The sequence below is a fragment of the Paenibacillus sp. 2003 genome (genome assembly GCF_031455635.1).
GTDB classification, from domain to species: Bacteria; Bacillota; Bacilli; order Paenibacillales; family Paenibacillaceae; genus Paenibacillus; species Paenibacillus amylolyticus_B.
Genome location: NZ_JAVDTB010000001.1, coordinates 2,236,436 through 2,259,418 on the forward strand (window position 1 = coordinate 2,236,436; position 22,983 = coordinate 2,259,418).

The 22,983-nt window shown below is 46.7% G+C and carries 22 protein-coding genes; 9 read left to right on the forward strand and 13 right to left on the reverse strand.

Features of this window, described 5'->3' with window-relative positions; genetic code table 11:
• Positions 1–64: 64 nt before the first annotated feature.
• Positions 65–2,212 carry an alpha-glucuronidase family glycosyl hydrolase gene (locus tag J2X75_RS09600; protein ID WP_310336015.1) on the reverse strand — a complete coding sequence of 716 codons (2,148 nt, stop codon included), beginning with the start codon at positions 2,210–2,212 and terminating at the stop codon, positions 65–67.
• Entirely contained in the window at positions 2,209–4,398 is a 2,190-nt protein-coding gene (locus tag J2X75_RS09605) for a glycoside hydrolase family 52 protein (RefSeq protein ID WP_310336016.1), read from the reverse strand. Before J2X75_RS09605 ends, J2X75_RS09600 begins: the two co-directional genes overlap by 4 nt.
• 221 nt (positions 4,399–4,619) lie before the next feature.
• Here J2X75_RS09605 and J2X75_RS09610 point away from each other — a divergent pair, with 221 nt between their 5' ends.
• A complete protein-coding gene (locus J2X75_RS09610; RefSeq protein WP_310336017.1) occupies positions 4,620–5,531 on the forward strand; it encodes an AraC family transcriptional regulator in 912 nt (303 codons plus the stop codon).
• Positions 5,532–5,561: 30 nt separating this feature from the next.
• On the opposite strand, the gene J2X75_RS09615 is transcribed toward J2X75_RS09610, so the two are convergent.
• Positions 5,562–6,965, reverse strand: coding sequence for an aldehyde dehydrogenase (locus tag J2X75_RS09615; protein WP_310336018.1), 1,404 nt, complete (start codon positions 6,963–6,965; stop codon positions 5,562–5,564).
• 90 nt (positions 6,966–7,055) lie between these two features.
• Positions 7,056–7,358 (reverse strand): ArsR/SmtB family transcription factor, encoded by a 303-nt coding sequence (locus J2X75_RS09620; RefSeq protein WP_210108376.1) that lies wholly within the window; start codon positions 7,356–7,358, stop codon positions 7,056–7,058.
• A gap of 272 nt (positions 7,359–7,630) precedes the next feature.
• Between J2X75_RS09620 and J2X75_RS09625 the strand changes: the two genes are divergently transcribed.
• The 5 genes from J2X75_RS09625 (at position 7,631) to J2X75_RS09645 (ending at position 11,575) form a co-directional block, all read left to right on the forward strand.
• Positions 7,631–8,308, forward strand: a complete 678-nt coding sequence (locus J2X75_RS09625) for a GntR family transcriptional regulator (protein ID WP_307543119.1) — start codon at positions 7,631–7,633, stop codon at positions 8,306–8,308.
• Positions 8,309–8,348: 40 nt separating this feature from the next.
• Positions 8,349–9,416, forward strand: coding sequence for a mannonate dehydratase (gene uxuA, locus J2X75_RS09630; protein ID WP_310336019.1), 1,068 nt, complete (start codon positions 8,349–8,351; stop codon positions 9,414–9,416).
• Positions 9,413–10,276, forward strand: coding sequence for an SDR family oxidoreductase (locus tag J2X75_RS09635; RefSeq protein WP_310336020.1), 864 nt, complete (start codon positions 9,413–9,415; stop codon positions 10,274–10,276). Before uxuA ends, J2X75_RS09635 begins: the two co-directional genes overlap by 4 nt.
• Positions 10,277–10,448: 172 nt before the next feature.
• Complete coding sequence (locus J2X75_RS09640) at positions 10,449–11,177, forward strand: DUF421 domain-containing protein (RefSeq protein ID WP_307535691.1); 729 nt, start codon at positions 10,449–10,451, stop codon at positions 11,175–11,177.
• A gap of 26 nt (positions 11,178–11,203) precedes the next feature.
• Positions 11,204–11,575, forward strand: a complete 372-nt coding sequence (locus J2X75_RS09645; protein ID WP_310336022.1) for a DUF4363 family protein — start codon at positions 11,204–11,206, stop codon at positions 11,573–11,575.
• Between the two features lie 101 nt (positions 11,576–11,676).
• On the opposite strand, the gene J2X75_RS09650 is transcribed toward J2X75_RS09645, so the two are convergent.
• The 6 genes from J2X75_RS09650 to rpmG form a co-directional block, all read right to left on the reverse strand.
• The gene (locus tag J2X75_RS09650) at positions 11,677–12,378 is read right to left on the reverse strand and encodes a M50 family metallopeptidase (RefSeq protein ID WP_310336023.1); all 702 of its coding nucleotides are present in this window, start codon (positions 12,376–12,378) and stop codon (positions 11,677–11,679) included.
• A 118-nt stretch (positions 12,379–12,496) separates the two neighbouring features.
• The gene (locus tag J2X75_RS09655) at positions 12,497–12,979 is read right to left on the reverse strand and encodes a hypothetical protein (RefSeq protein ID WP_310336024.1); all 483 of its coding nucleotides are present in this window, start codon (positions 12,977–12,979) and stop codon (positions 12,497–12,499) included.
• A 165-nt stretch (positions 12,980–13,144) separates the two neighbouring features.
• Complete coding sequence (locus J2X75_RS09660) at positions 13,145–14,260, reverse strand: metal ABC transporter solute-binding protein, Zn/Mn family (RefSeq protein ID WP_310336026.1); 1,116 nt, start codon at positions 14,258–14,260, stop codon at positions 13,145–13,147.
• A complete protein-coding gene (locus J2X75_RS09665; protein WP_310336027.1) occupies positions 14,247–15,140 on the reverse strand; it encodes a metal ABC transporter permease in 894 nt (297 codons plus the stop codon). The genes J2X75_RS09660 and J2X75_RS09665 overlap by 14 nt, the downstream gene beginning before the upstream one ends.
• Positions 15,086–15,793 carry a metal ABC transporter ATP-binding protein gene (locus tag J2X75_RS09670; protein WP_310336030.1) on the reverse strand — a complete coding sequence of 236 codons (708 nt, stop codon included), beginning with the start codon at positions 15,791–15,793 and terminating at the stop codon, positions 15,086–15,088. The genes J2X75_RS09665 and J2X75_RS09670 overlap by 55 nt, the downstream gene beginning before the upstream one ends.
• Positions 15,794–15,843: 50 nt before the next feature.
• Positions 15,844–15,993, reverse strand: a complete 150-nt coding sequence (rpmG, locus tag J2X75_RS09675; protein WP_036613813.1) for a 50S ribosomal protein L33 — start codon at positions 15,991–15,993, stop codon at positions 15,844–15,846.
• Positions 15,994–16,162: 169 nt separating this feature from the next.
• On the opposite strand from rpmG, the gene J2X75_RS09680 reads away from it, so the two are divergent.
• The gene (locus J2X75_RS09680; RefSeq protein ID WP_310336033.1) at positions 16,163–17,020 is read left to right on the forward strand and encodes a stalk domain-containing protein; all 858 of its coding nucleotides are present in this window, start codon (positions 16,163–16,165) and stop codon (positions 17,018–17,020) included.
• Between the two features lie 69 nt (positions 17,021–17,089).
• On the opposite strand, the gene J2X75_RS09685 is transcribed toward J2X75_RS09680, so the two are convergent.
• On the reverse strand, positions 17,090–18,289 hold the full coding sequence (locus J2X75_RS09685) for a GTP-binding protein (protein WP_310336034.1): 1,200 nt from the start codon (positions 18,287–18,289) through the stop codon (positions 17,090–17,092).
• A gap of 222 nt (positions 18,290–18,511) precedes the next feature.
• Between J2X75_RS09685 and J2X75_RS09690 the strand changes: the two genes are divergently transcribed.
• Together J2X75_RS09690 and J2X75_RS09695 are read left to right on the forward strand one after the other, a co-directional pair.
• The gene (locus J2X75_RS09690; RefSeq protein WP_307535678.1) at positions 18,512–19,546 is read left to right on the forward strand and encodes a permease; all 1,035 of its coding nucleotides are present in this window, start codon (positions 18,512–18,514) and stop codon (positions 19,544–19,546) included.
• 82 nt (positions 19,547–19,628) lie between these two features.
• Positions 19,629–20,612, forward strand: a complete 984-nt coding sequence (locus J2X75_RS09695; protein ID WP_310336035.1) for a TIGR03943 family putative permease subunit — start codon at positions 19,629–19,631, stop codon at positions 20,610–20,612.
• 122 nt (positions 20,613–20,734) lie between these two features.
• On the opposite strand, the gene J2X75_RS09700 is transcribed toward J2X75_RS09695, so the two are convergent.
• Both J2X75_RS09700 and deoD read right to left on the reverse strand, forming a co-directional pair.
• Positions 20,735–22,036 (reverse strand): pyrimidine-nucleoside phosphorylase, encoded by a 1,302-nt coding sequence (locus J2X75_RS09700; protein WP_310336036.1) that lies wholly within the window; start codon positions 22,034–22,036, stop codon positions 20,735–20,737.
• A 182-nt stretch (positions 22,037–22,218) separates the two neighbouring features.
• Positions 22,219–22,926, reverse strand: a complete 708-nt coding sequence (gene deoD, locus J2X75_RS09705; protein WP_017688193.1) for a purine-nucleoside phosphorylase — start codon at positions 22,924–22,926, stop codon at positions 22,219–22,221.
• Positions 22,927–22,983 lie beyond the last annotated feature (57 nt).

The window sequence follows — 22,983 nt, forward strand, 5'->3', positions numbered from 1 at the left end:
GTATGTCCATGCTGTCTATTGTACATCAAAGCTAACAAGGTATCTTCTTTCTTCACATCACCAATCAATAGATTGTTCGACCTTGTTCATCCGCAATGCCGCTCTTGCGATAAAAGTACGTATTGATCATGTCCCGCCATTCCTTCGCATGTTCGGCCTGGTTGTCCTGTAATGAAGCAACTTTACTGAAAATGACCGGGTCGATTTTGCCCTCCAGCCCTCTCCATGTCTCGGCTAACGCCTCCGCCTGCGCAACACCTTCAAAGTGTGTATCATAAATATGCTGAATGACCGTTTTACCCGAATGCAGAACATGGGTGTACGGCACGTGATGGAAAAACAAGATCAACTCATCCGGACAGGTGTCTACGGACTCATAACGATCAGCGTTCTCAGGGTGATACTGTGAAGTGTATCCTGTACCGCTGTTCACGGTTCGATCTACACCAATGCCATGACAATCGGCAAAGTGATACGTCCCCCATTTGGAATACTCATATCCATCTACATTCGGCCCGTAATGATGTTCCGGGTTAACCATCCAACCCACACCGAGAGGCGCCGTATAATTCTCATAGATATCTAGTGAAGTCAAAAGCATGCCCGTAATCTGCCGCACAACTTCGTCTTCATGTCCAAATGTGAGTCTCACCCACTCATCGGCAATCTCTTCCGCCGACAGCTCCGGGTTCCACGCAAGTCTTCCGTATCCATATAGATTCGCCTGCGCGAGTGGATGCCCTGTCCAACAGGCATCTGCACCAATATTGGATACTGCGGCGAAGCCACTGTATGGTCTTTTATACAGAGAACCGTCCGCAATTCGCTTGATCTCTGAACCTTCGCCTTTGGCGTATGTGTCAAAGTCCAATACTTCTTTCCACTGGGGAACCAGATAACAGAGATGACGTTGTTGCCCGGTATACTCCTGTGTAATCTGAAATTCAATCACCTGATTTGTATTTTCCATGGCGCCGAACAGCGGGGATACCGCCTCTCTCACCTGAAAGTCCATCGGCCCGTTTTTGATCTGCAAAATGACATTTTCGGCAAAACGCCCGTCCAGCGGCGTAAAGTGGTCATAGGCTGCACGTGCACGGTCAGTGGAACGGTCCCGCCAGTCCTGCTTGCAGTTATAGACAAAGCAACGCCAGATGACCAATCCACCGAATGGCCGAAGGGCTTCAGCCAGCATGTTCGCACCATCGGCATGATCACGGTTATACGTGAACGGTCCCGGACGATTCTCTGAGTCTGCCTTGATCAGGTAACCGCCAAAATCCGGAATCGCTGCGTACACCTTGGCCGTTTGCATGTTCCACCATTCCCGTACCTGCGCATCCAGCGGATCAGCCGTACGCAATCCGCCAATCTCAATCGGACTCGCGTAGTTGGCGCTCAGGAACAATCGAATACCATACGCTCTGAATTCAGCGGCAACCTTCGCCACATCACTAAGATAACGTTCAGTCAGAAACAGACTCTCACGGCGGTGTACATTGACGTTATTGATCGATATGGCATTGATCCCTGTGGAAGCGAGCAAACGTGCGTAATCCCGGATGCGTCCCAAGTCCAGCGTGAATTCCCCGTTATCATAGAAAATGGATTCTCCTGCGTAACCTCGCTCAATGCTGCCGTCCACGTTATCCCACTGATTAATCATCCGTAGCGCATTGGTTGGCTGCTCTGTAATGAAGCTCCACCTATTCACAGCGCCATCCGCCTCATGTGCACTTCCTTGATCCATTGTCAGCTCTCGAAGCAGATGGAATGCACCATACAGCACACCTTGGGGAGTCTCTGATCCAATGACCAGTACACCCTCGGTCTCGGTCTCACGAATGATGTATCCTTCTCCTTGAACAGTTGAACGCTCTGTCTCGCTGAACAACCCAGCCACGGAATCGCTCCCTGTCCAAGTGCCGATTCGTATTGCGGGAGCGGAAGCATGACTGTCCCGTTCACTTTCCTGAGCATTAGACAGATGACTGACCGACGGTTTCACGCCATATAACCTCTCCAGTCCCCGTGAAAGTTCGGTCAGCGCTGTTGTGATTACTCCATGGTTCTCTTCAGCCAGTATCAGTTTGCTCCATGCAGGAGCCGTATTTTGGGCAAGGCCATTCGCTTTAGGCAATTCGGAGTGATACCCCAGCCACGCATCATACTGTGGACCTGACAAGGCAGATTGAACGACGGATTGGTTCATTGTACCGCCTCCTTAGTAGCATAGATTTGCGCGAGGTGATTCCCTTTTCCTTCGAGTAGCCATAGAATCGACGTTACACCACGCGGATAGTACTTGCTGCCAACCGCTACACCAGACAGGATCTGGTCACTCCAGCACCAGTACGATTCCTCTGGATGCAGCAGCCAGTTGACATGAGCCGCGTCTGCAGCTTTGCCTGTCTCATTCCATTCCACACCCAGCAGCTCTCTAGCGATAAACTGGGACAGGTAGATTTTGCTCAACCACGAGTTATTGCTAGTTGAGGACAGTTTCCAGCCTCCATCTTCGAACAGACATGTTCCCGGTACAAGAACCGTCTTCAGATGAGTTTGGAGTGCTTTCAGATAAGGTCCAAAGCGACCATTGACATCCAGTGCTGCTTCACAGCCTGTAAAGTACGGGAACACCAAACCTTCAATCGCCGGAATGATTCGAGAATCATTATTTTCTGCAATAACAGCTGGAATGTAGCCGCCATCAGTCAACTGTGCAGCAATACTGGCAGCGCAGCGATCCGCTTGAAGCCCTGCTTGATGGGACAGATCCGCCAACTTCTCAGTTGCAAAAAGCTTCTCCAATGCAACATAAACCGCCCAACATTTACCCGCCAGATAGATATTATTGCGAGACTGTCCAAGTGACACATCCAGGCTGTCGTAGGTTGTAATCTCCGCTCCACCTTGGGTACGGCTGCTATCCAGACCCATCAGACCGTTACGCTGCTCTGCGTCGGGATGATCACGATTAAGCATGCTTTCGAAGCAATCCTGGATAACAGGCAACATGTTTTTCACAAAAGCCTGATCCTGTGTCTGTTCAATGTATACTGTCGCGCAGCAGAGCCAGTTCACCAGCTCCTCGTGGCTCATCTGTGAGAAACAGTCGTCAATGCCAACCAGCTCGTATGCCGAGTGTCCCGGGCGTGAGAACACATTGGCAACACCAATATCATGGGTAAAGGTAATTCCACCCGGATATAACTTCTCTTCCCCCGGGAAACGAACCTGATCCGTATAACTGTATCGTTTCACAAACCACTCCAGCTCATTACGCACCGTCCATGGATTCAAGGCAAGCTCGAAGTACAACTGATCAGCCGTCAGATCAAGTGTGTTCATCATCCGATACTCCCCTTCGTTCACCACCCATAGTGGCTCACCATCGGCATCCAGCAGTTGAGTACTGGCATAATAGCTGTGAATGGAATGAGCAAGCATGAATGATTGATCTTCGGTCAAAGCAGCCGATCCGAGGCGCTGTTCAACCTCTCCACAGGATGCGGTCAACTCACTGAAGCGTTGCAGTGCATACTCTCCTGCTGCCTGAATATCGGAGAAGTACCGCGTATACCAATACGTTGTGTCCATTCCGGTTGTCACAATGCCCCCACGATAGAAACATACTGCGAATTGATACGTACGTTTCTCTCCAGCCGGTACCTCCGTCAGTAGTGCAGCGGTTGAGCCAAGTCCAAATGCCAGATTATCCCGATGTTTCTCCTGCAAGAGCTTCTCCAGCGTGAATCCGCGTGCGGGCCACAGTCCGTCATCTGCCGACATAATCGCTGTAAGTCGACCTTGTCCCACACCTGTGATGGAGCCACCTTCCGGTCCCCCAATCAGACGCATCGCAGAGTACGGATCATTGCCCTGATAGCCAAAGTAGGCTTTGCGGGGTTGTTGACCTTCCGTATTGTCAATCGTCATCTCAACCAATACGGCAGGTACGAGTGCATCCATTAATTCTTCACGATCCCCATTCGTTGGATCAGGTACTGGACGTACAGGCGAGTAGATACGGAACGTCAGATCTCCAGCAGTCCACGTATCCGTACCTGAGGTAAATTCACGTGTAATATCTTCATCGCGAAAAGCCGTAATAAGAGGTTGTGGAACTTTGGTCCCGTTTGTCGACGCCGGGTCCCCATTCTCCAACTTCTCTACATCATAGCGGCTGCTCTCATCCTCAGAAGCTTCATAAAAAGGAAGCGCCTGATAATTGTCGCCATCGCGAGATTGTAATCCAATATATACATTCTGGTCAGCCGGCTTGCCGAGTTCAAGACCCAGCCCGCCTTTGGCTCCTTTATAACCCAGTGTAAAACTCGCAAAAGCACCAATCGGTGCGTGATGTGCATTATAAAAGATGGATTTCGATGTGCTCACGAATCATAACCCCTCTCAAAATAGTTTGCATACGTTTTCATTAGCCCCATCCTAACACGTGGTTCCACCTCAGACCATGATCAAATCAATCGGATATTTACCCAAATCAAGCTGATAGACTATAATGGATTAAAGCGGTTACAAAAAATCATTCCATTTGATATAAGCGCATGTTCAAAATCTTATTTTTTGAACAACCTCTAAATAAAGGGGGATCTTCCATGTCTTCAACGTATTTGCCTCCTACTTTGGGAGAAAGTGTCCATGAAGTTTTTTACCCAGATGTGCAAACAACCGTCAATCTGTTCGCCATTCATTTACGAAGTGTTGGTACGGACTGGGATTATCCAGCGCATGAGCACCCTCAATATGAACTGAATTATGTTACCGAAGGCGAGCAACGCATGATGGTGAACGGTACCCTATATATTCAAAAGGCGGGTGAACTGCTCCTGATTCCACCCGGAAGCATTCATTCCAGTCAGAGCCATAACGGCAAGGGATTCACGTATTTTTGCATGCATTTTGATATTGATGATCAGTTGTTCCTATCGTTGCTGGCACGCATCAAACAAGTACGATTCAGCGCGGATAGTCCGGTTACACAGCAAATTGAGCCGGTTTTACGCAAATTGATGTCATCTGCGGATGATGAAACAGCAAATACGATGGTGCAGCGTATGCAGTTGCAATCTGCAGTATTCGAACTATTTGGCCATCTGTGGGAGGCGGTCTCGCAAGAGGCAGCACAATGGGTTACCGACGGACATGAAAAGATCGAACTCGCCTACCAGATTCGTAATCGATTGCAAGGCCTGATGAGTCAGCAATTCAAACAGGGACACGAATCAAACGGTCACTATGGCATTGATGATATTGCAGCAGAGCTGGGCATCAGTTCTTCTCACTGTAATCGCGTGTTCAAGCAGGTATTCGGTCAGTCTCCCCGTGCTGTATTGTCCCAGTTGGTTTTGCATGAAGCGAAGCTTCTTCTGGGCAATCCGAAGCTGTCCGTTCAGAATATTGCCGTCATGCTTGGTTACAAGGATATTGCCCATTTCAGTCGTCAATTCAAGCGCTGGTCCGGTATGTCACCATCCCGTTACCGACAGGAAAAGCCTGCTCTGGAATAAGGTCCAGTAGCAGGCTTTCGTCTTTCTTATTTATTTCAACAAACGTTTAATCAACTTCAGCTTGTTATCATACGGGGGATACAGAATCGGCAGATTCAGTTTGGTGCTTTTTTTCAGTACACTTTTCAGATGGGAGAACGTTTCGAAGCTGTACTGCCCATGATATGAGCCAACGCCAGAATGACCAACACCGCCAAACGGCAGACGTGGATTCGCTACATGCGTGATGGTATCGTTGATGCAGCCGCCTCCAAAAGAAACTTCGCGCAGCACTTTATCCTGAACCCGGGTGTCGGAAGTAAACAGATACAAAGCGAGTGGTTTCGGCCGCTTTACGATTTCTACAATGGCTTCATCGAGGTTACGGTAGCTGATGATCGGCAGAATCGGTCCAAAAATCTCATCTTCCATCGTCGCTGCATCCCAGGATTCTGCATCAATCAGCGTCGGTTCTATAAAGCGATCTTCCTCATCCGAAGCTCCCCCATATATTACTTTGGCCTGATCCCGCTCAATCAAAGTCGTCAGACGTTTAAAATGTCCCTTGTTCACGATTCGCCCATAGTCCTTGTTGTGCTGGATATCCGAACCAAAGAAGGACACAATCGCTGCTTTCATCTCCGTAATTAACGGTTCCTTCACGCGCTCATGCACTAGTAAATAATCGGGTGCAATACAGGTCTGTCCTGTATTGAGCAGTTTGCCCCATATAATACGCTCAGCTGCTACTTCGATATCCGCCTGTTCATCCACGATGACAGGGCTTTTGCCTCCCAGTTCTAACGTAACGGGAACGAGATTTTTGGCAGCTGCCTCCATCACAATCTTGCCTACCGGTACACTGCCTGTAAAAAAGATATAGTCGAATGGCGCGTTAATCAGCGCTGACGTTGTATCTTTTGCACCATCAAGCACTTGTACGTATGCCGGTTCGAACACGCTCGCAATCATCTCACGTACAACAGCGGACACCGCAGGTGTATTCTCTGACGCTTTGAGCACGGCTGTGTTGCCTGCCGCAATAGCACCTACCAATGGTTCGATTAAGAGTTGAAATGGATAATTAAACGGTCCGATGATCAGAACCGCCCCATAGGGTTCGGGTATGATATAACTTTTCGAACCCAGGAGTGCCATTTGCGTTTTCACTTTCACGGGTTTCACCCATTTATTCACTTTACGAATGGTGTGTGTGATGCTGTCCATCATAAATCCGATCTCGGTTGTGTAGGATTCGAACTCACTTTTGCCCAAATCCTGATAGAGAGCTTCTGTCAGTCTGGATTCGTACTTTTGAATGGCCTGCTTCAGTTGGGTCAGACGGGCAATTCGAGCTTCTGCCGATCTTGTGGCCCCGGAACGAAAGAACTGTCGTTGCTGCTCCAAAATCTGTTCAACTTCCTGACTGGTTACTTCCTGTATAGTCGTTGTCATATATACATACTCCTCTACTTATTATTGATCAAGCGTTTAAACTTACGAACCTATAAGACACATGCAAAAGCATGTTTTATCACTATTAATCTACAGACACTCTTCTTCCAAAGCAGCTACCAGTTCCTTCAGCAGTTCCACCGATGAATTCAATGAAGCCGAATAATAGCGCTGTGTGCCCTTCTGTTCCACTGATATAAGCCCTTTCTCTAACAACAGCTTGAGATGATGCGATATGGCTGGCCGGGATAGGCTGGATTGTTCGGTAATTTCATTCACCGTCATTCTGCCCTTCTCGGTGAGTGTCAGCAAAATGGATTGACGATGGTTGTCACTTAACACCTGAAATAACGGAATACAGGTTTGAAAAACGCTAATTGCTTTTTGTCCCATAGTTTCACCTCAATACAATTTCTTCTTCATTATTTCTACGTATATTTTCTCTGTTAGATGTCTGTTGGTTTAAACATTCGAACCCAATGGCTGAATTGTACTCTTTAATCACTGGAACTGCAAGTAAACCATCAACTAAATTTAAAACAATACCGATAAAGCGCTTCCATACTACCATACAAGTATGGTAGTATGTCATTGAAGGAGTTGAAGTTGTGGAATATACCCCAAAGTTATCATCCAAAGCCGGTTTGTTGCCTGTTGCGAGCAATATGTCTTTCATGAATAATAAGCAATCTTACTCAACGCGAGATGTCGTTTACTTCACGCTGAAACAACTCATTTTGAGTCTGAAAATGCCTCCGGGAACAGCTATTTCTGAGAAGGAAATTTCGCTGGAGTTCCAGGTAAGCCGGACACCTGTTCGAGAAAGTTTTGTAAGACTTGCACAGGAAGGTCTGCTGGAAGTGTATCCACAGCGTGGCACATACGTCTCTCTGATTCAGGTCGATCTCGTTGAGGAAGCACGGTTCATGCGTGAACAGCTCGAACGAGCCGTAATCAGGCTCGCCTGCGAGAACTTTCCGAACGAACAGATGATGGCACTTGAACAGAACCTTGCGTGGCAACAGGAATGCAGGGTCAAACCGGATGATGAACGAATGTTCCAATTGGATGAGGAATTCCATAGCACTCTTTTTGCAGGCTGCAACAAAAGCAACACTTGGACTGTTATCCAGCAGATGAATGTACATTTGAATCGAAGTCGCATGTTGCGCCTGTCCTCGGACCACCAGTGGGATCACCTGATTGAACAGCACCGGTCTATGGTCAAGGCCATTCAGCAGCATGATGCCGACACAGCAGAGCGACTGATGCAGGAACACTTGCATTTAACTGTCACCGATTTGGCTGTCCTGCAGGATACATATCCGTCCTATTTTCAATGACTGAATTTTTCTTCCTACTATTCATGATGAGGTGAACGTGATGAGAATGGTTTTTCGCTGGTTCGGCGAAGGCAATGATACGGTAACGCTGGATCATATCCGGCAGATTCCGGGTGTTGAAGGTATTGTGTGGGCACTGCACGATGTTCCTGCTGGCGAGGAATGGCCGATGGACAAAATACTCGCTGTCAAAACAGCAGCGGACAAGGCCGGGTTACATCTGGATGTTGTTGAGAGTGTGAACATCCATGAGGATATCAAGTTGGGCCTGCCATCAAGGGATAAATACATTGCGAACTATATTAAAACGATGGAGAAACTGGCTCAGGTGGGTGTGAAGGTCATCTGTTACAACTTTATGCCAATCTTCGACTGGCTTCGCACGGATATGCATAAGGAAATGGAGGATGGCTCAACTGCCCTCTTCTATGAGCACAGTAAACTCGCAGATATAGAACCTCTAGAACTCGTTCGACGCATTACGGAAAACTCCGCACTCACCATGCCAGGTTGGGAACCGGAACGATTGCAGTATTTAACAGGTCTGTTCGAAGCCTACAAGGATGTAACCGAGGATCATATGTGGGAGCACGCACGTTATTTCCTGCAAGAGATTATGCCTACAGCCGAACGGCTGGGGATTCGAATGGCCATCCATCCGGATGACCCGCCATGGCCAATTTTTGGATTACCAAAGATTATTACAAGTCAGGAGAATGTTCGGAAATATTTGAATCTTTATGATAGCACTTACAACAGCGTTACACTATGCAGTGGCTCTTTGGGAGCGAATGCTGATAATGACATTATCGGGATGATACACGAGTTCAAGGATCGGATTCCATTTGCCCACATTCGTAATGTCAAAATCTACGATAACGGCGACTTTATCGAAACCTCACATCGCAGTCAGGATGGCAGTGTTGATATTGCGGGGGTTGTTGAGGCTTATCACGACATCGGTTATGAAGGTTATGCAAGACCCGACCACGGTCGTCATCTCTGGGGAGAACAGTGCCGACCTGGTTATGGACTGTATGACCGGGCTTTGGGGATCATGTATCTCTGGGGTGTCTGGGATTCCCTGCAAAGGAGGGCAAAAGCATGAGTGAACACCAATATGAACGCTCATCTCGTCTCAATGGCAGAACGGCTGTAATCACTGGAGGTGCCGGAGTGCTATGCCGCTCCATGGCGGAAGAACTCGCTCGGCACGGTGCAAGTGTAGCCATCTTGAACCGTACTGTGTCCAAGGGGCAGGAAGTTGTAGCTGCGATTGAAGCTGCAGGTGGCAGAGCGATTGCTATTGCCTGTGACGTAACCCAGGCCAATAGTGTGCAGGCAGCGGCAGATGCGGTACTGGAACAGCTCGGACCATGTGATATTCTGATCAATGGCGCGGGTGGCAATAACGCCAGTGCCAACACCACGAATGAAATTTTCAGATTGGAAGATCTGGAAAAGAGCGATGTCACTACATTTTTCGATGTAAGTGTAGAGGGATTTCGTCAGGTGATGGATCTGAATTTTGTCGGTTCTCTCATCCCTACTCAGATCTTTGCAAAACATATGATAGAGCGCGATGTCCCTGCTACTGTCATTAACATTTCTTCCATGAGCGCCCCATCGCCCATGACGAAAGTTCCAGCTTACAGCGCTGCGAAGGCAGCCATTAACAACTTCACGCAGTGGCTCGCCGTTCATCTGGCCGAATCGGGTATTCGTGTCAATGCTATTGCACCCGGGTTCTTCCTGACTGAGCAAAACCGTAATCTATTACTGCAACCAGACGGCTCACCTACGGAACGTTCCAGTAAAATTATTGCTCATACACCCATGCGCCGCTTTGGCAAACCGGAAGACCTGCTTGGCACATTGATGTGGCTTGCGGATGAAAGACAATCCGGCTTTGTCACTGGCACAGTCATTCCGGTAGATGGCGGATTTATGGCGTATTCCGGTGTTTAACGATTAACGTGTAAATGAATCAGTTCATCATACTATAGAGAATTTATAGAGACCGAAGCCTGGGATACATACCCAGGTTTCGGTTTTTTGCTTTCAAGCATAAGATCATCCAGCGTAGGAAAAGCTTGTTATAGAGCATTGGAGAAGTGAAGTAAAGGAAGGTGATACATATATGATGGAAGAAACATGGGTTGTTGCAGTAAGGTCTATTATTGCCTTCCTGACCCTGATCATCTACACAAGGGTGCTGGGCAAACAGCAGATGGGTAACTTGACGTATTTTGATTACATTAACGGCATCACAATCGGTTCCATTGCAGGTACGTTTGCAACCGATCTTTCTTCCAAGGCGTGGATTCATTTTGTGGCATTGACCATTTTCACACTGATCACGATCATTTTTCAGTTCATTACGATGAAAAGTCGCACCCTCTCCAAATTGATGGATTCCGATCCTACCCTAGTGATTCAGAACGGCAAAATTTTGGAACAGAATCTGCATAAAATGCGTGTGAAATTTGACGAACTGACCGTCATGTTGCGGCAAAAGGATGTATTTGATATCACTACACTCGACTATGCAATCATGGAGCCCGATGGCAGTCTTTCCGTGGTGTTAAAACCTGAGCATCAGCCTGTTACCGCCAAAGATATGCATATGCATCCCCCGAAAAGCAAGCTGATGACCGAACTGATCATTGATGGTGTTCTGATCAAACAGAACCTTTATGAGAGACATAAGGATATCCAGTGGCTTACCGAACAACTGAAAAAGAAAAAAGTGACGATTCAGGACATTGCATTTGCTGCCATTCTACCCAATGACAAATTGTACATTGATCTCTTCGATGATCGTTTTAACGAAAAAGTGGATATGGGTGACTATGAAGGACCATTCTAAATGTTCACATTGCGGGAGGTGGTTGAATGAAAACACGTTTCTGGTTGCTATATGTACTTCCGATCTTTTTGATCTTGCTATTCGTAGCGATCATGGCTAGCGGAACATATCTCAAAAAACCATTTGGTACCCAAGATCGTTTACTCGAATCAGTCCAAACGCTGGAAAAGCAAGTGGAGGGCAAACAGTGGACCGCAGCCAAGTCACAGATTGAATATGCGATGCAGGCTTGGGAAAAAATCGTCGACCGCATTCAGTTCAGTGTGGAGCGTGAAACAATATATGATATTCTGGGCACCCTTGCTCGGATCAAGGGCGGCGTTGCGGCAGAGGATGATAAGGCGATTATGGAAGAGATTTATTACTTTTATGTGTTATGGGATAATCTTGGAGATTAGGTTCAATATCTTTAATATCAGATGTAAGTCCAAAAACAAAAGGCACTATCCTTTTATGAAGAAAGGAAGTGCCTTCTTTGCTTTTATATAACTTATATCCGTTACGCTCTTCGTAATCCACGAGACCGTGTCGATCGCGAAGTGCCTTCTTTGCGGAAAAAGAGACCGAGTGCTCCCTTGGCACACCACAGTGCAAACAAAGCGAACAGCGTGCCCCAGAACAGCGCCGGAAGGAATGTCTGCTGAGCGAGATTCGCTGCATCCCCTGCCCGTGAAGGTTGAGTCCAGGACATCAGTCCAACGTATACGGCACTAACAACCGACTCTTCCAGCGTAAGAAACGCCAGTAACAGATAATAGAACTTCACGATCTTGGCGCCAAAAATCATAATGACAACATTCAGCACGATGAACCCGGTCAGCCATAACATCCCGAACTCCCCTCTTACATATAACAGGAGTGACACCAGAGCGACAGCCGTCATAATACCGAGTCCCCACATGTGCAAGCCTTTGCGGTATAAGTAAAACAACAGCAAGGCGAACAGTGATGCACTGATATATCCCGCCAGAGAAACCAGGATCGATCTGCCTGGTGTTAGCATGGACGAATAGGTCACACCGCTATGATCAGCGTACAATTCAATCCGCAGCACTTTACCTGATAATACCAGTGTCATTAGTGCATGACCAAATTCATGAATCATTGTATCCAGGTTACGGAACAAGGACGAGAATGGAATAAATCGTGTTAGAAAGACGGAGCCTATCAGAAAAAGTATCGTTTTGACCCACTTATTCAATCGTGTCATACCTCCTTCATCTTCAAGTAAACAAGCCTATCCTTTATAGAGGTTGTTCAAAAAGTCTAGCTTCATTCCATCTTCTCGGTACTGAAAACCGATCTTTTTGAACACGCAATTATACTACGCTTTTTTCATTCGATTCGTTTCGGCTTCCGAACTGTAGTGCGCAGTGCTCCATCCACCAACAGAAGCTTCGATTGTGTCCAATGAAAAAAGAAGAAAGATCATAGCGGCCCTTTTCGGCCTCTAGCGTAACGAGCAGTCGATTCCGCATCCGACGGAGAGCATAATGTACGAATTGATCTGCAACCTCACTTTGTATCAGGGTAACATAAGCATAAAGGGAATGATCGACAGGTTCATCAAGCGGACTCACCCCTGCACATGAAAATTCCGTCCTCACGCCCGCACTCTGAAGTATGGACAATGCCTTCACGAGTTCGGCATCAACTTCAACACCGTTCCAAATCTCTATTTTCTTCGCGGATACTGTATGTTTGTCACGTTCCGTCCAGTGCATCAGCTCCAGCTTCCGCCGTCTCCACAGATGGGCAGGCTGTTCACTTAACAGCACTTCATGTTCCTCATTTAAATTCATGCAATGCGTCCTCCTGTTCTCCTCGATCCGGTCACCTTATTCAACAAAGAGAGAGCACATCCCTGTGCTCTCTGCTTTGCAAAAAGGCAAAGGGATGGCGATCCATTCCTCAGCATGTTGTATTATTGTACCTTTTTCGGTGAGAGGCATCAAATCGATCTTTTATTATTCGTTCAGCGCCAGTTTCAGAGCCTCCAAATTTTGTCTCATCACGCTGATGTAGTCCATTCCCGCCGCTATCTCTTCCTCGGTAAGTCCCTCAATCGGGTTCAATACAGCCGTTTTGGCTCCCACTTCACTCGCGATCGTCTCAGACACTTTGGATGAAACCAGTGTTTCGAAGAAAATGGTCTTCACCTGATGCTCTTTTGCAAAATCAATGACAGATGCCATCTGCGCTGCTGAAGGTTCTTGCTCAGGAGACAACCCTGCGATGGGCACCTGTTGCAATCCATATTCCTTGGCAAGGTAGCCAAATGCAGCGTGTTGTGTGATGAAATCCTTGCGTTTGCTATCCGTCACAGCCGCCTTGAAGTCCTGATCCAGTGACTCCAGTTGAGCAATGTAAGCATCTGCATTCTGCTTGAACTGTTCAACATGTTCCGGGGCAGCCTGCGCCAGTCCTGCTTCAATACTGCGCACTTCTTTTACAGCCAATGCAGGTGACAGCCATACGTGGGGATCAAGTCCACCGTGATCGTGATCATGTCCTTCTTCTGCCTCGGCGTCATGATCGTGGTCGTGTTCTTCAGCAGTTGCTTCATCTGCATGATCGTGGTCGTGTTTTTCTGTAGTCGCTTCATTCGCATGGTCATGATCGTGGTCATTTTCTGTTGCCTCTGAATCTTCATGATGGTGATCATGCTCTCCACCTTCAAGCAGGTTGATGCCCTTGCTTGCTTCCACCTGAATGAGCGAAGCGTTGCTTAGACTTCCGGTGACCTGATCCATCCATGATTCCATACCCGCACCGTTGTATACAAGCACATCCGCTTTTTCAATGCTGGCAATATCTTGTGGTGTGGGCTCCCAATCATGAGGCTCCATTCCTGCTGGAACGAGGGTATGCACCTCTGCCAGATCACCTGCCACATTTTTGGTGAACTCGTACATCGGGTAGAAGCTGACCTGCACGTTTAATTTTGCGGTTTCCGTCTCGACTGGAACGGAAGTGCCTGTCGAAGCTGTATTTGCATCAGAAGCGGATTTTTGTCCGCAGCCTGCGACGATAAGTGTAAGACTAAACAACAATCCGAGCGTAGCTTTTTTACTGAATTTCATGTGGTGTATTCCTCCTATAATGGTTGACCAGAATGACGTGCTGTGATTTCGTTTGTTTACGGTGACGCTTGCGGTTATATCGTGCAATCAGCTTTTGCGCTGATATTCCAGTCAATAGGATGACCAACAGGATGAGTGCAATTGTTCCTCCCGGTGGTGTATTTAGATGGTAAGATGTTGTGAGCCCGCTAAAAATACCGATTAATCCTGTAATTACCGCGACAATAATCGCTGCTGTAAAACTGCGAGACACTCTCAGTGCCAAGGCAGCAGGTAATACAATGAGAGCAGACACCAGCAACACACCGACAATCGGCATCGCTGAAGCTACAGTCATTCCTGTCAGAATGGCAAATGCAAACGATAAACCTCTCACCTGAACGCCTCCAATGGAAGCTGTCTCTTCATCAAACGTAAAGCTATACAACGGTCTCCGGAGCAGGATGAAAAAAAGTAAACCTATGACACATACTCCTGCCATCATCCACAATTGTATATCGCTAACCGCGACAATAGATCCAAATAAGTATGAGCTGAAGGTCTTGGACAAATTGGTTTTGAGACTCATTAATACCACAGCAAGAGCCAGCCCCGAAGTCATGATGATCGCCACAGGTACCTCGCTGTAGGTTCGGTAACTTCGCCGCAGTTGTTCAACCAGTAATGCACCGATAATTGCAATAGCGAATCCGCAGATCACCGGGTTAAGATTCATGACCGAACCGAGCGCAACCCCTGCGAGTGAGACATGGGATAACGTGTCTGCCATAAGGACCTGCCGCCTGAGCATCAGATAAACCCCGAGAATTGGAGCGATGACTCCAATCAGTCCACCTGCCCAGAAGGCACGTTGCATGAATTCGTACTCAAACACTGCCATTCCTCACTTTCTTGCCGCTCCAGGGTAATGGTGCGGTCCAATCGATCTCCCATTTCTTCCAGCCCGTGAGTAACCATAATAATCGTTAATCCATGAACATCCGCATAATGGCGCATCAGATTGTAAAATCCTTCACGGCTGTGGCGGTCCATTCCCGTTGTTGGCTCATCCAGTACCAGAACCTGCGGTTGCCCAGCCATAGCTCTTGCAATACAGATCCGTTGCTTCTGTCCACCAGACAGCTCACCGACTCGTGTATTCCGATATTCCCACATGCCAACTTCACGCAAACTGCGTTCAACTATGACATCCTGCTCTACTGTGAATCTGCGGAATAGTCCCAGCCTGGTGTAACATCCTGACCGAACAAGTTCAATCACCGTACTGGGAAATCCACTATTAAACGATGCCACCTGCTGGGGCACATAACCGATATTCGAGTTGTTCCCACGTTTCAACTGCGGATTCATATGTATCGTACCGCTCCAGGGCTTGAGCAGCCCCAGCAGCAGCTTTAACAGGGTTGTTTTGGCAGAACCATTGGGACCTGTGATGCCTATGAACTCTCCCACATGGATATCCAGCGACAGTTGATCAATGACCGGCTCTTTGCCATATCCAAATACAACATCACGCATGGAGGATAGTATCATGCCTTTCCCTCTTTTCGTAAGTATTACGATTTAAAAACAACAAAAAAATTTTATCTGGTTTCCCGGTGGATCGTCATTTTCTTCAAACGTGGGGAATACTTCTTCATCTCAAGTCTCTCTGGATGGTTACGTTTGTTCTTGGTTGTTGTATAGTTACGGTCCCCACACTCGGTGCAGGCTAAAGTTACAATGACTCTCATGGTTGTTGCCTCCTCTTGTTTAATCGTAATTATTACTATTTAATGATATTAGCCTATGCTTTTTCGTTTGTCAACTCCATATCTGTTACAGTAAAATTTTGTATGCACAATATAATTTCATATGATATACTGCTTTGGTATCATTATACTTTACCTACGGAGGAACTAGATGAAAATCAAAAAATCAACTTTTATCGGGTCATTGGTAGCATGCAGTTTGGCTTTCGGTGCCCTGGGTGTAGCAGCTTCAAACGGAATTCAAGATATTGAAGCAGCACTCGACAGCAACATTAGCTTTAAAGTAAACGGTTTGTCTTGGACACCCAAGAATGAAGCTGGAGACAAACTGAATGCACTGGTATATGACGGTGATGTATACTTGCCTGTAAGTACCACAGCAGAAGCACTCGGAGCCAACGTATCTCTGAATGTTAGCAACAAAGTTGTAAGTATAACTAATTCAGGAAGCAGTAAGCCAAGCAGTTCGAGTAGTAGTAACAACAGTACAGGTGCCAAAGGTTCTGAAGATTCAAGTAAACCAAGTAGTTCAAATAACTCAAGCACTTCAGGCTCAATCAAGATGACTGGAACTGACGCTCAGATGATAGTCAAATTGCAAAAAGAATCTTTAACATTGATCAAAATGTATGGTAAAGCACTTAAAACAGGTAGCACTAGTGAATTTGATAAATACATAGATGCTAAAGTTATTGAAAATCCCGAGATCGACATTTTTGATCTGGGTAAGCAATCCCAGAAAGATAAATTTAAGACTACAGTCAAAGGTATCATTGCAGCAAATGATAAAAAAACGCTGACTAAATATGCAGATCAGTTGATTAACATCAAATCAGCTGATTTTAAAGTGATTGCAATGAACGATAAAACCAAAACAAGACACAGTTACAAAGCCATTTATTATCCACAAGGATGGACGGGTTCCTATGGAGTGTACCTTACCTTTGTGTTTAGTCCGCAAAAAAGCGGCAACGGTGATTTTTATCTTGGCGATTTGTACTTTAGCTAAAGTCCTTAATACAATATAATCATTGATCTTCAGGGGCACTATTGCACTTGAAGATCTTTTCCTTTCACTTCAACTCCACGCTGGAAAAGGATCTTTCAGTTCACGCCAGTTCATCCCCATTTCCTCCTCCGTAAGAAAAGTCTCATCCAATGTACGTTCAATCTCTACCCGATCCATATCAATGCCGATAAATACTAATTTGGTTACCCGGTCACCCCACTTATCATCCCAGTCTGGTATGCTTGGCAGCGTGTCGCCAAAATGAAGTTGCCTTTCCTCCTCACTCATCGCACCTACCCATATTCCTGCTGGCGCAAGCTGCTTCGATGTGCCTGCATGACTGAAAGAGATCGCCATATGGTTCCTTGTTGCCAGCCACATCAGGCCTTTGGATCGCACGATATTATCTGGCCATTTCGCAATCCAACGCAGCAATCGTTCCGGGTGGAATGGACGTTTACGATGATAGACAAATGAATGAATTCCATATTCTTCAGTCTCCGGGGTATGTTCCTCTTTCATTAATTCGCGGATCCAACCCGCGGACTGGCTTGCTTTTTCAAAATCAAAACGTCCCGTATTCATTATCTCTCTCGGATCAATCTGCCCATGTGTTGTTCGAATGAGCTTGGCTTCCGGTTGCATGGCATGTAGTGCCTTCTCAAGCTTCGAAAGTTCTTTCTCCGATACCAAATCACATTTGTTCAGAATCAGCACATCACAGAATTCCACCTGATCCGTCAGCAGATGAACGATTCCGCGAACATCGTCTTCCCCCGCTTGCTGTCCACGGTCCTTCAATGTTTCTTTGGAATAAAAATCACGCCAGAACTGGGCAGCATCAACAACCGTAACCATAGTGTCCAGACGAGTGAATTTCGTCAAATCAATGCCAAGTTCCTCGTCGATATACGTAAACGTCTGCGCGACAGGTACCGGTTCACCAATCCCAGTGGATTCGATCAATATGTAGTCAAAAGAACCATCAAGCGCCAGCCGCTCAACTTCTTTCAGCAGATCCTCCCGCAATGTGCAGCAGATGCAACCATTGGACATCTCTACAAGCTTCTCATCAATACGCGATAACCCTCCACCATCTCGTATTAAACCTGCATCGATGTTAACCTCACTGAGATCATTGACGATAACAGCAACCCGCATCCCCTCGCGGTTATGAAGCACATGATTGAGAAGTGTCGTTTTGCCTGCACCCAAATATCCACTAAGTACGGTTACTGGAACCCGCTGTTGAACCTGTTGATCTGACATTTCTGCTTCCTCCACTCTGTTTAAGTCGTGACTTTAATCGTAATTATTACTATTAAGGATGATCAATCCGAACTATACCGCAATTTTCTTTAGGTTGTCAACTCTAATATGATGAAGATCTCGATTAATCGTAAAAATGTTGATTAGAACATAGGAATGATGTATGTTGCCGCACGTACAAGCATATATTTTAGCAAAGTCCTAGTAATGGAGGTCTGTTTCATGAAAATGGCAGCCAATTTGAAGCTCCTGTCCTTGCTAATTCCTTGTGCATTTCTTGTTCCCGTGTTGATCACAATGGCTCCAGACCTGAAGGAAGCATGGAACAGTGAAGCTTTGCAAAATATGAAAACCGTATTCATAGGTATCTTTCTTGAAGCTGCACCTTTTCTGCTCATGGGTGTGTTATTGTCTTCGCTCATGCAGTGGTTTGTATCCGAAGAAATGGTCCGCAAACTCACGCCCAAGAATCCGATCGGCGGTGTGCTGGTCGCAGGGTTGCTCGGTATTATTTTTCCCATCTGCGAATGTGGCATGATCCCTGTAGTGAGAAGGTTGATGCACAAAGGCATGCCAGCCTATATCGCAGTTACGTTCATCTTGAGTGGTCCCGTAGTCAATCCCATCGTATTTACCGCAACCTTGCTCGCCTTTCCCTCCCATCCTGAGATTACCATTGCCCGCATGGGACTGGCCTTTGCCGTAGCAGCTTCCATAGGCATGCTTGTGTATGTGTTTGTTCGTCGAAATCCCCTTCGGTTGCCAAAAGTCGCAGTGACAGAGGTCAAGACACATCCTGGGTTTAAAATGGCGCAACCTCACGCGCACGCAAATGCACATGATCATAAACATGTAAAAAACTGGCGCAGCTTCTTCATTCACGCCGGAGACGAATTCGTCGATATGAGCAAATATCTGGTGATCGGTGCCCTGATTACAGCCTGCATCCAGACATTCATTAGCCGCAGCGATCTCATCTCACTTGGCAATGGTCCTGTTGCCTCCTATGTGTTCATGATGGGATTTGCATATGTATTGTCTCTCTGCTCCACGTCTGATGCGTTTGTGGCTTCTGCGTTCTCACATACGTTTGCACTTGGGCCGCTGGTATCCTTCCTTGTGCTTGGTCCAATGCTGGATTTCAAAAGCACCCTGATGCTGCTCTCGACCTTCCGTACCCGGTTTGTTATTGGTCTAAGTCTAGCCATTATCACGCTCGTCTTCGCCGGCTCGTGGTTGATTAATCTGCTGGTCTAAAGGTTGAGCAACATACTTCATGACCTAAATGATTAATCTCATGAACTTTCATCCTGACGATTAATAGAAATGAGGTGATGTTATGAACCACACTATCTATACGATGACCAAACCTCCTGTTCCAAGGTCACACGTCATCCAATGGCACAACTTGATCCGTGCGGTCTGGATCGGCGGTCTTGCGGTATACATTATACATTTGAATTCAAGTGACTCGCTTCATTATTATTTGGCTCCTACCATGCAAAAACTGCTATTATGCTGCCCTGTTCCCTTAATGTTTATTGCAGTTATCATGGCCTGGCATGGACTGTTCAGTAGTAACGAAGTTCATTGCGATTGTGAACATCCACCTCCTTCCGGTTTCCTACGCAGCTCGTTGGTATATGGTCTGATTGCCATACCCTTGTTGCTGGGGTTTCTGTTACCTGATCGGGCGCTCGGCAGCTCCATGGCCAGTCAGAAAGGAATGTCTCTCACCTATGCCCCTCCCGAGATTCGTCGAAAAGAGCCTTTACCTGATCCAGCAACGCAATTGAATGTACAAGATCGTACACAACAACCAACGACCGTTCAGCCTGCATCGGCTACCAAAGTACAATTCATTCCCCCAGACGAGTATAGCCGCGAATTCGCTGAACTGGCGGAGAAGTTGTATGCAGAACAGGTCATCCGAGTCTATCCCGAGATCTTCTCTGAAACCCTCGGCACGATTGATATGTTCCAGCGACAATTTGCAGGCAAAGATATCTCCTTAACCGGATTCGTTTATCGGGACAAAAGCATGGATCATGAATCACATTTTGCGCTGGGACGATTTCTCGTCATGTGTTGCCCCGCGGATGCAGCTCCCTTTGGCGTGATGATTCACATCCCAGAAGCGGATAGCTTCCCTACAGACAGCTGGGTGCAAATCGATGGCAGCATTGGGTCTGCACAGGTAAACGGTAAGGACACAATTGAGATTCGGGCCACAAAGGTGACAACTGTAGCTGAGCCATCCACGCCTTACATTTACACAAGTGCAGATTCGGTGATGGCGTATGAGAAAATCAAGAGCCAGTAGTTGCTAGTAGTAGTAACTACTGGAACCTCAACGACAAAAAGCCCCAAAGCGATGGATTACATCGCTTTGGGGCTTTCATATTCAGTCAGACATGAGATTAAATCTCGTCTTCTCTGATTGTATTATTCCGTTACGATATCATGAACCAATACAGGAGCATCAGCATGATCCGCAATCGTAATGTTTTCTTTGATCTTCGCAATGACGTCAGCTACGTCTTCACGATTGGCATGGATCGTTACCAGTGACTCACCAGCTTTGACTGGGTCACCGACTTTTTTGTTCAGCATCAGACCAACCGCGAGATCGATCTCGGACTCTTTTGTTGCACGGCCTGCGCCGAGCAGCATTGCTGCAGTTCCGATTTCGTCAGCGACGATTCCGGCAACGTAGCCGTCTTTGTCTGCTGGAACTTCAACCAGATATTGTGCTTGTGGCAAACGATCTGGATGATCCACAACCGAAGCGTCTCCGCCTTGGTTTGCCAAGAAATCTTTGAATTTCTCCAGTGCTTTACCGTTCTGAATCACTTCTTTCAATTTCTCCTCAGCGTGCTCCAAGGAATCTGCCTTGCCAGCAAGGAATACCATCTGACGTCCAAGTGCCAGACACAGTTCTTCCAAATCTTTTGGACCTTTACCTTGCAGTGTGAGGATGGCTTCTTTCACTTCAAGCGCGTTACCAATCGCCAGACCCAGTGGTTGGGACATATCGGAGATAACAGCCATCGTTTTACGGCCAACATTGTTACCGATGCTTACCATGGCATGTGCCAATTCTTTAGCATCTTCCGTTGTTTTCATGAATGCACCAGCACCCGTTTTAACATCCAATACGATTGCATCAGCACCTGCTGCAATTTTCTTACTCATGATGGAGCTGGCGATCAGTGGAATGGAGTTAACGGTAGCTGTTACGTCACGCAGTGCATAGAGCTTTTTGTCTGCAGGCGTAAGATTACCACTTTGTCCAATAACTGCAACCTTATGTTCGTTTACGAGACGAATGAATTCTTCTTTTTCAAGCTCTACGTGGAAACCAGCAACGGATTCCAGCTTGTCTGTTGTACCACCCGTGTGACCAAGTCCACGTCCGGACATTTTGGCAACAGGAACATCCAGCGCAGCAACAAGCGGAGCGAGTACCAGTGTTGTTGTATCGCCCACTCCTCCTGTGGAGTGCTTATCTACTTTGATACCTTCGATAGCTGAAAGGTCGATCGTTTCACCTGAATTCACCATCGACATCGTCAGGTCGGCACGTTCTTTGTCTGTCATATCTTTGAAAAATACTGCCATCGCCCAAGCGCTGACTTGATAGTCTGGGATTTCTCCTTTTGTGTATCCTTGAACAACAAAATCAATCTCAGCTGTTGTCAGTTCTTTTCCGTCGCGTTTCTTGGCAATAATGTCTACCATTCTCATGATGATCTCTCCTTGTGTGTGTGTATTGATTGTATAGAACACTTTGTTGTTAGTCCGTTCCGGCTCCGGATCGTTCCTGTGATCGCTTTGCTTCTTCAGAATCGATTCCGGTTCCTTCACTCCGTGCTTAAAACAAAAGTTTCGATTAAAATCAAATGATGTTTGAATATAAAATACAACAATTACAGTGTGATTGCTGTGTCCAGGGCAACTACCATCATGTCGTTAAACGTTTTTTGACGCTCTTCGGCAGATGTTTCTTCGCCTGTCAGTAAGTGGTCACTTACCGTCAGGATGGTCAGTGCGTTAACACCAAACTTGGCAGCGATAGTGTACAATGCTGTTGTTTCCATCTCTACGCCGAGTACGCCGTGTTTCATCAACTTCTCGGTTACGGAACGGTCATCGCGGTAGAAAGAATCGGAGCTGAACACGTTACCGACGTGAATCTTCATACCTTTAGCTGTTGCACGGTCATATGCTTCTTTCAACAGGGAGAACGTAGCGATTGGCGAGAAGTCATAACCACCGAATACGTGTTTGTTCATGCTGGAATCTGTACATGCTGCTTGTGCAAGGATAACGTCACGTACACGTACATGCTCCTGCATACCGCCACAAGTACCAACACGAATCAGGTTTTTTACGCCATATTCGCTGATCAATTCGTTAGCATAGATTGCGAAGGATGGAATTCCCATCCCTGAACCTTGCACCGAAATCCGGTGTCCTTGATATGTACCTGTGTAACCGAGCATTCCACGAACTTCGTTGTAACACACAACATCTTCAAGGTACGTATCTGCAATATATTTCGCGCGCAAAGGGTCTCCTGGCAATAGGATCGTTTCTGCGATATCCCCGGGTTTTGCTCCAATATGTGTACTCATGAATGAATCTCCTCCAGTTATACAATTAGTCTATTATGATGGCAGGACCGGAGCAGC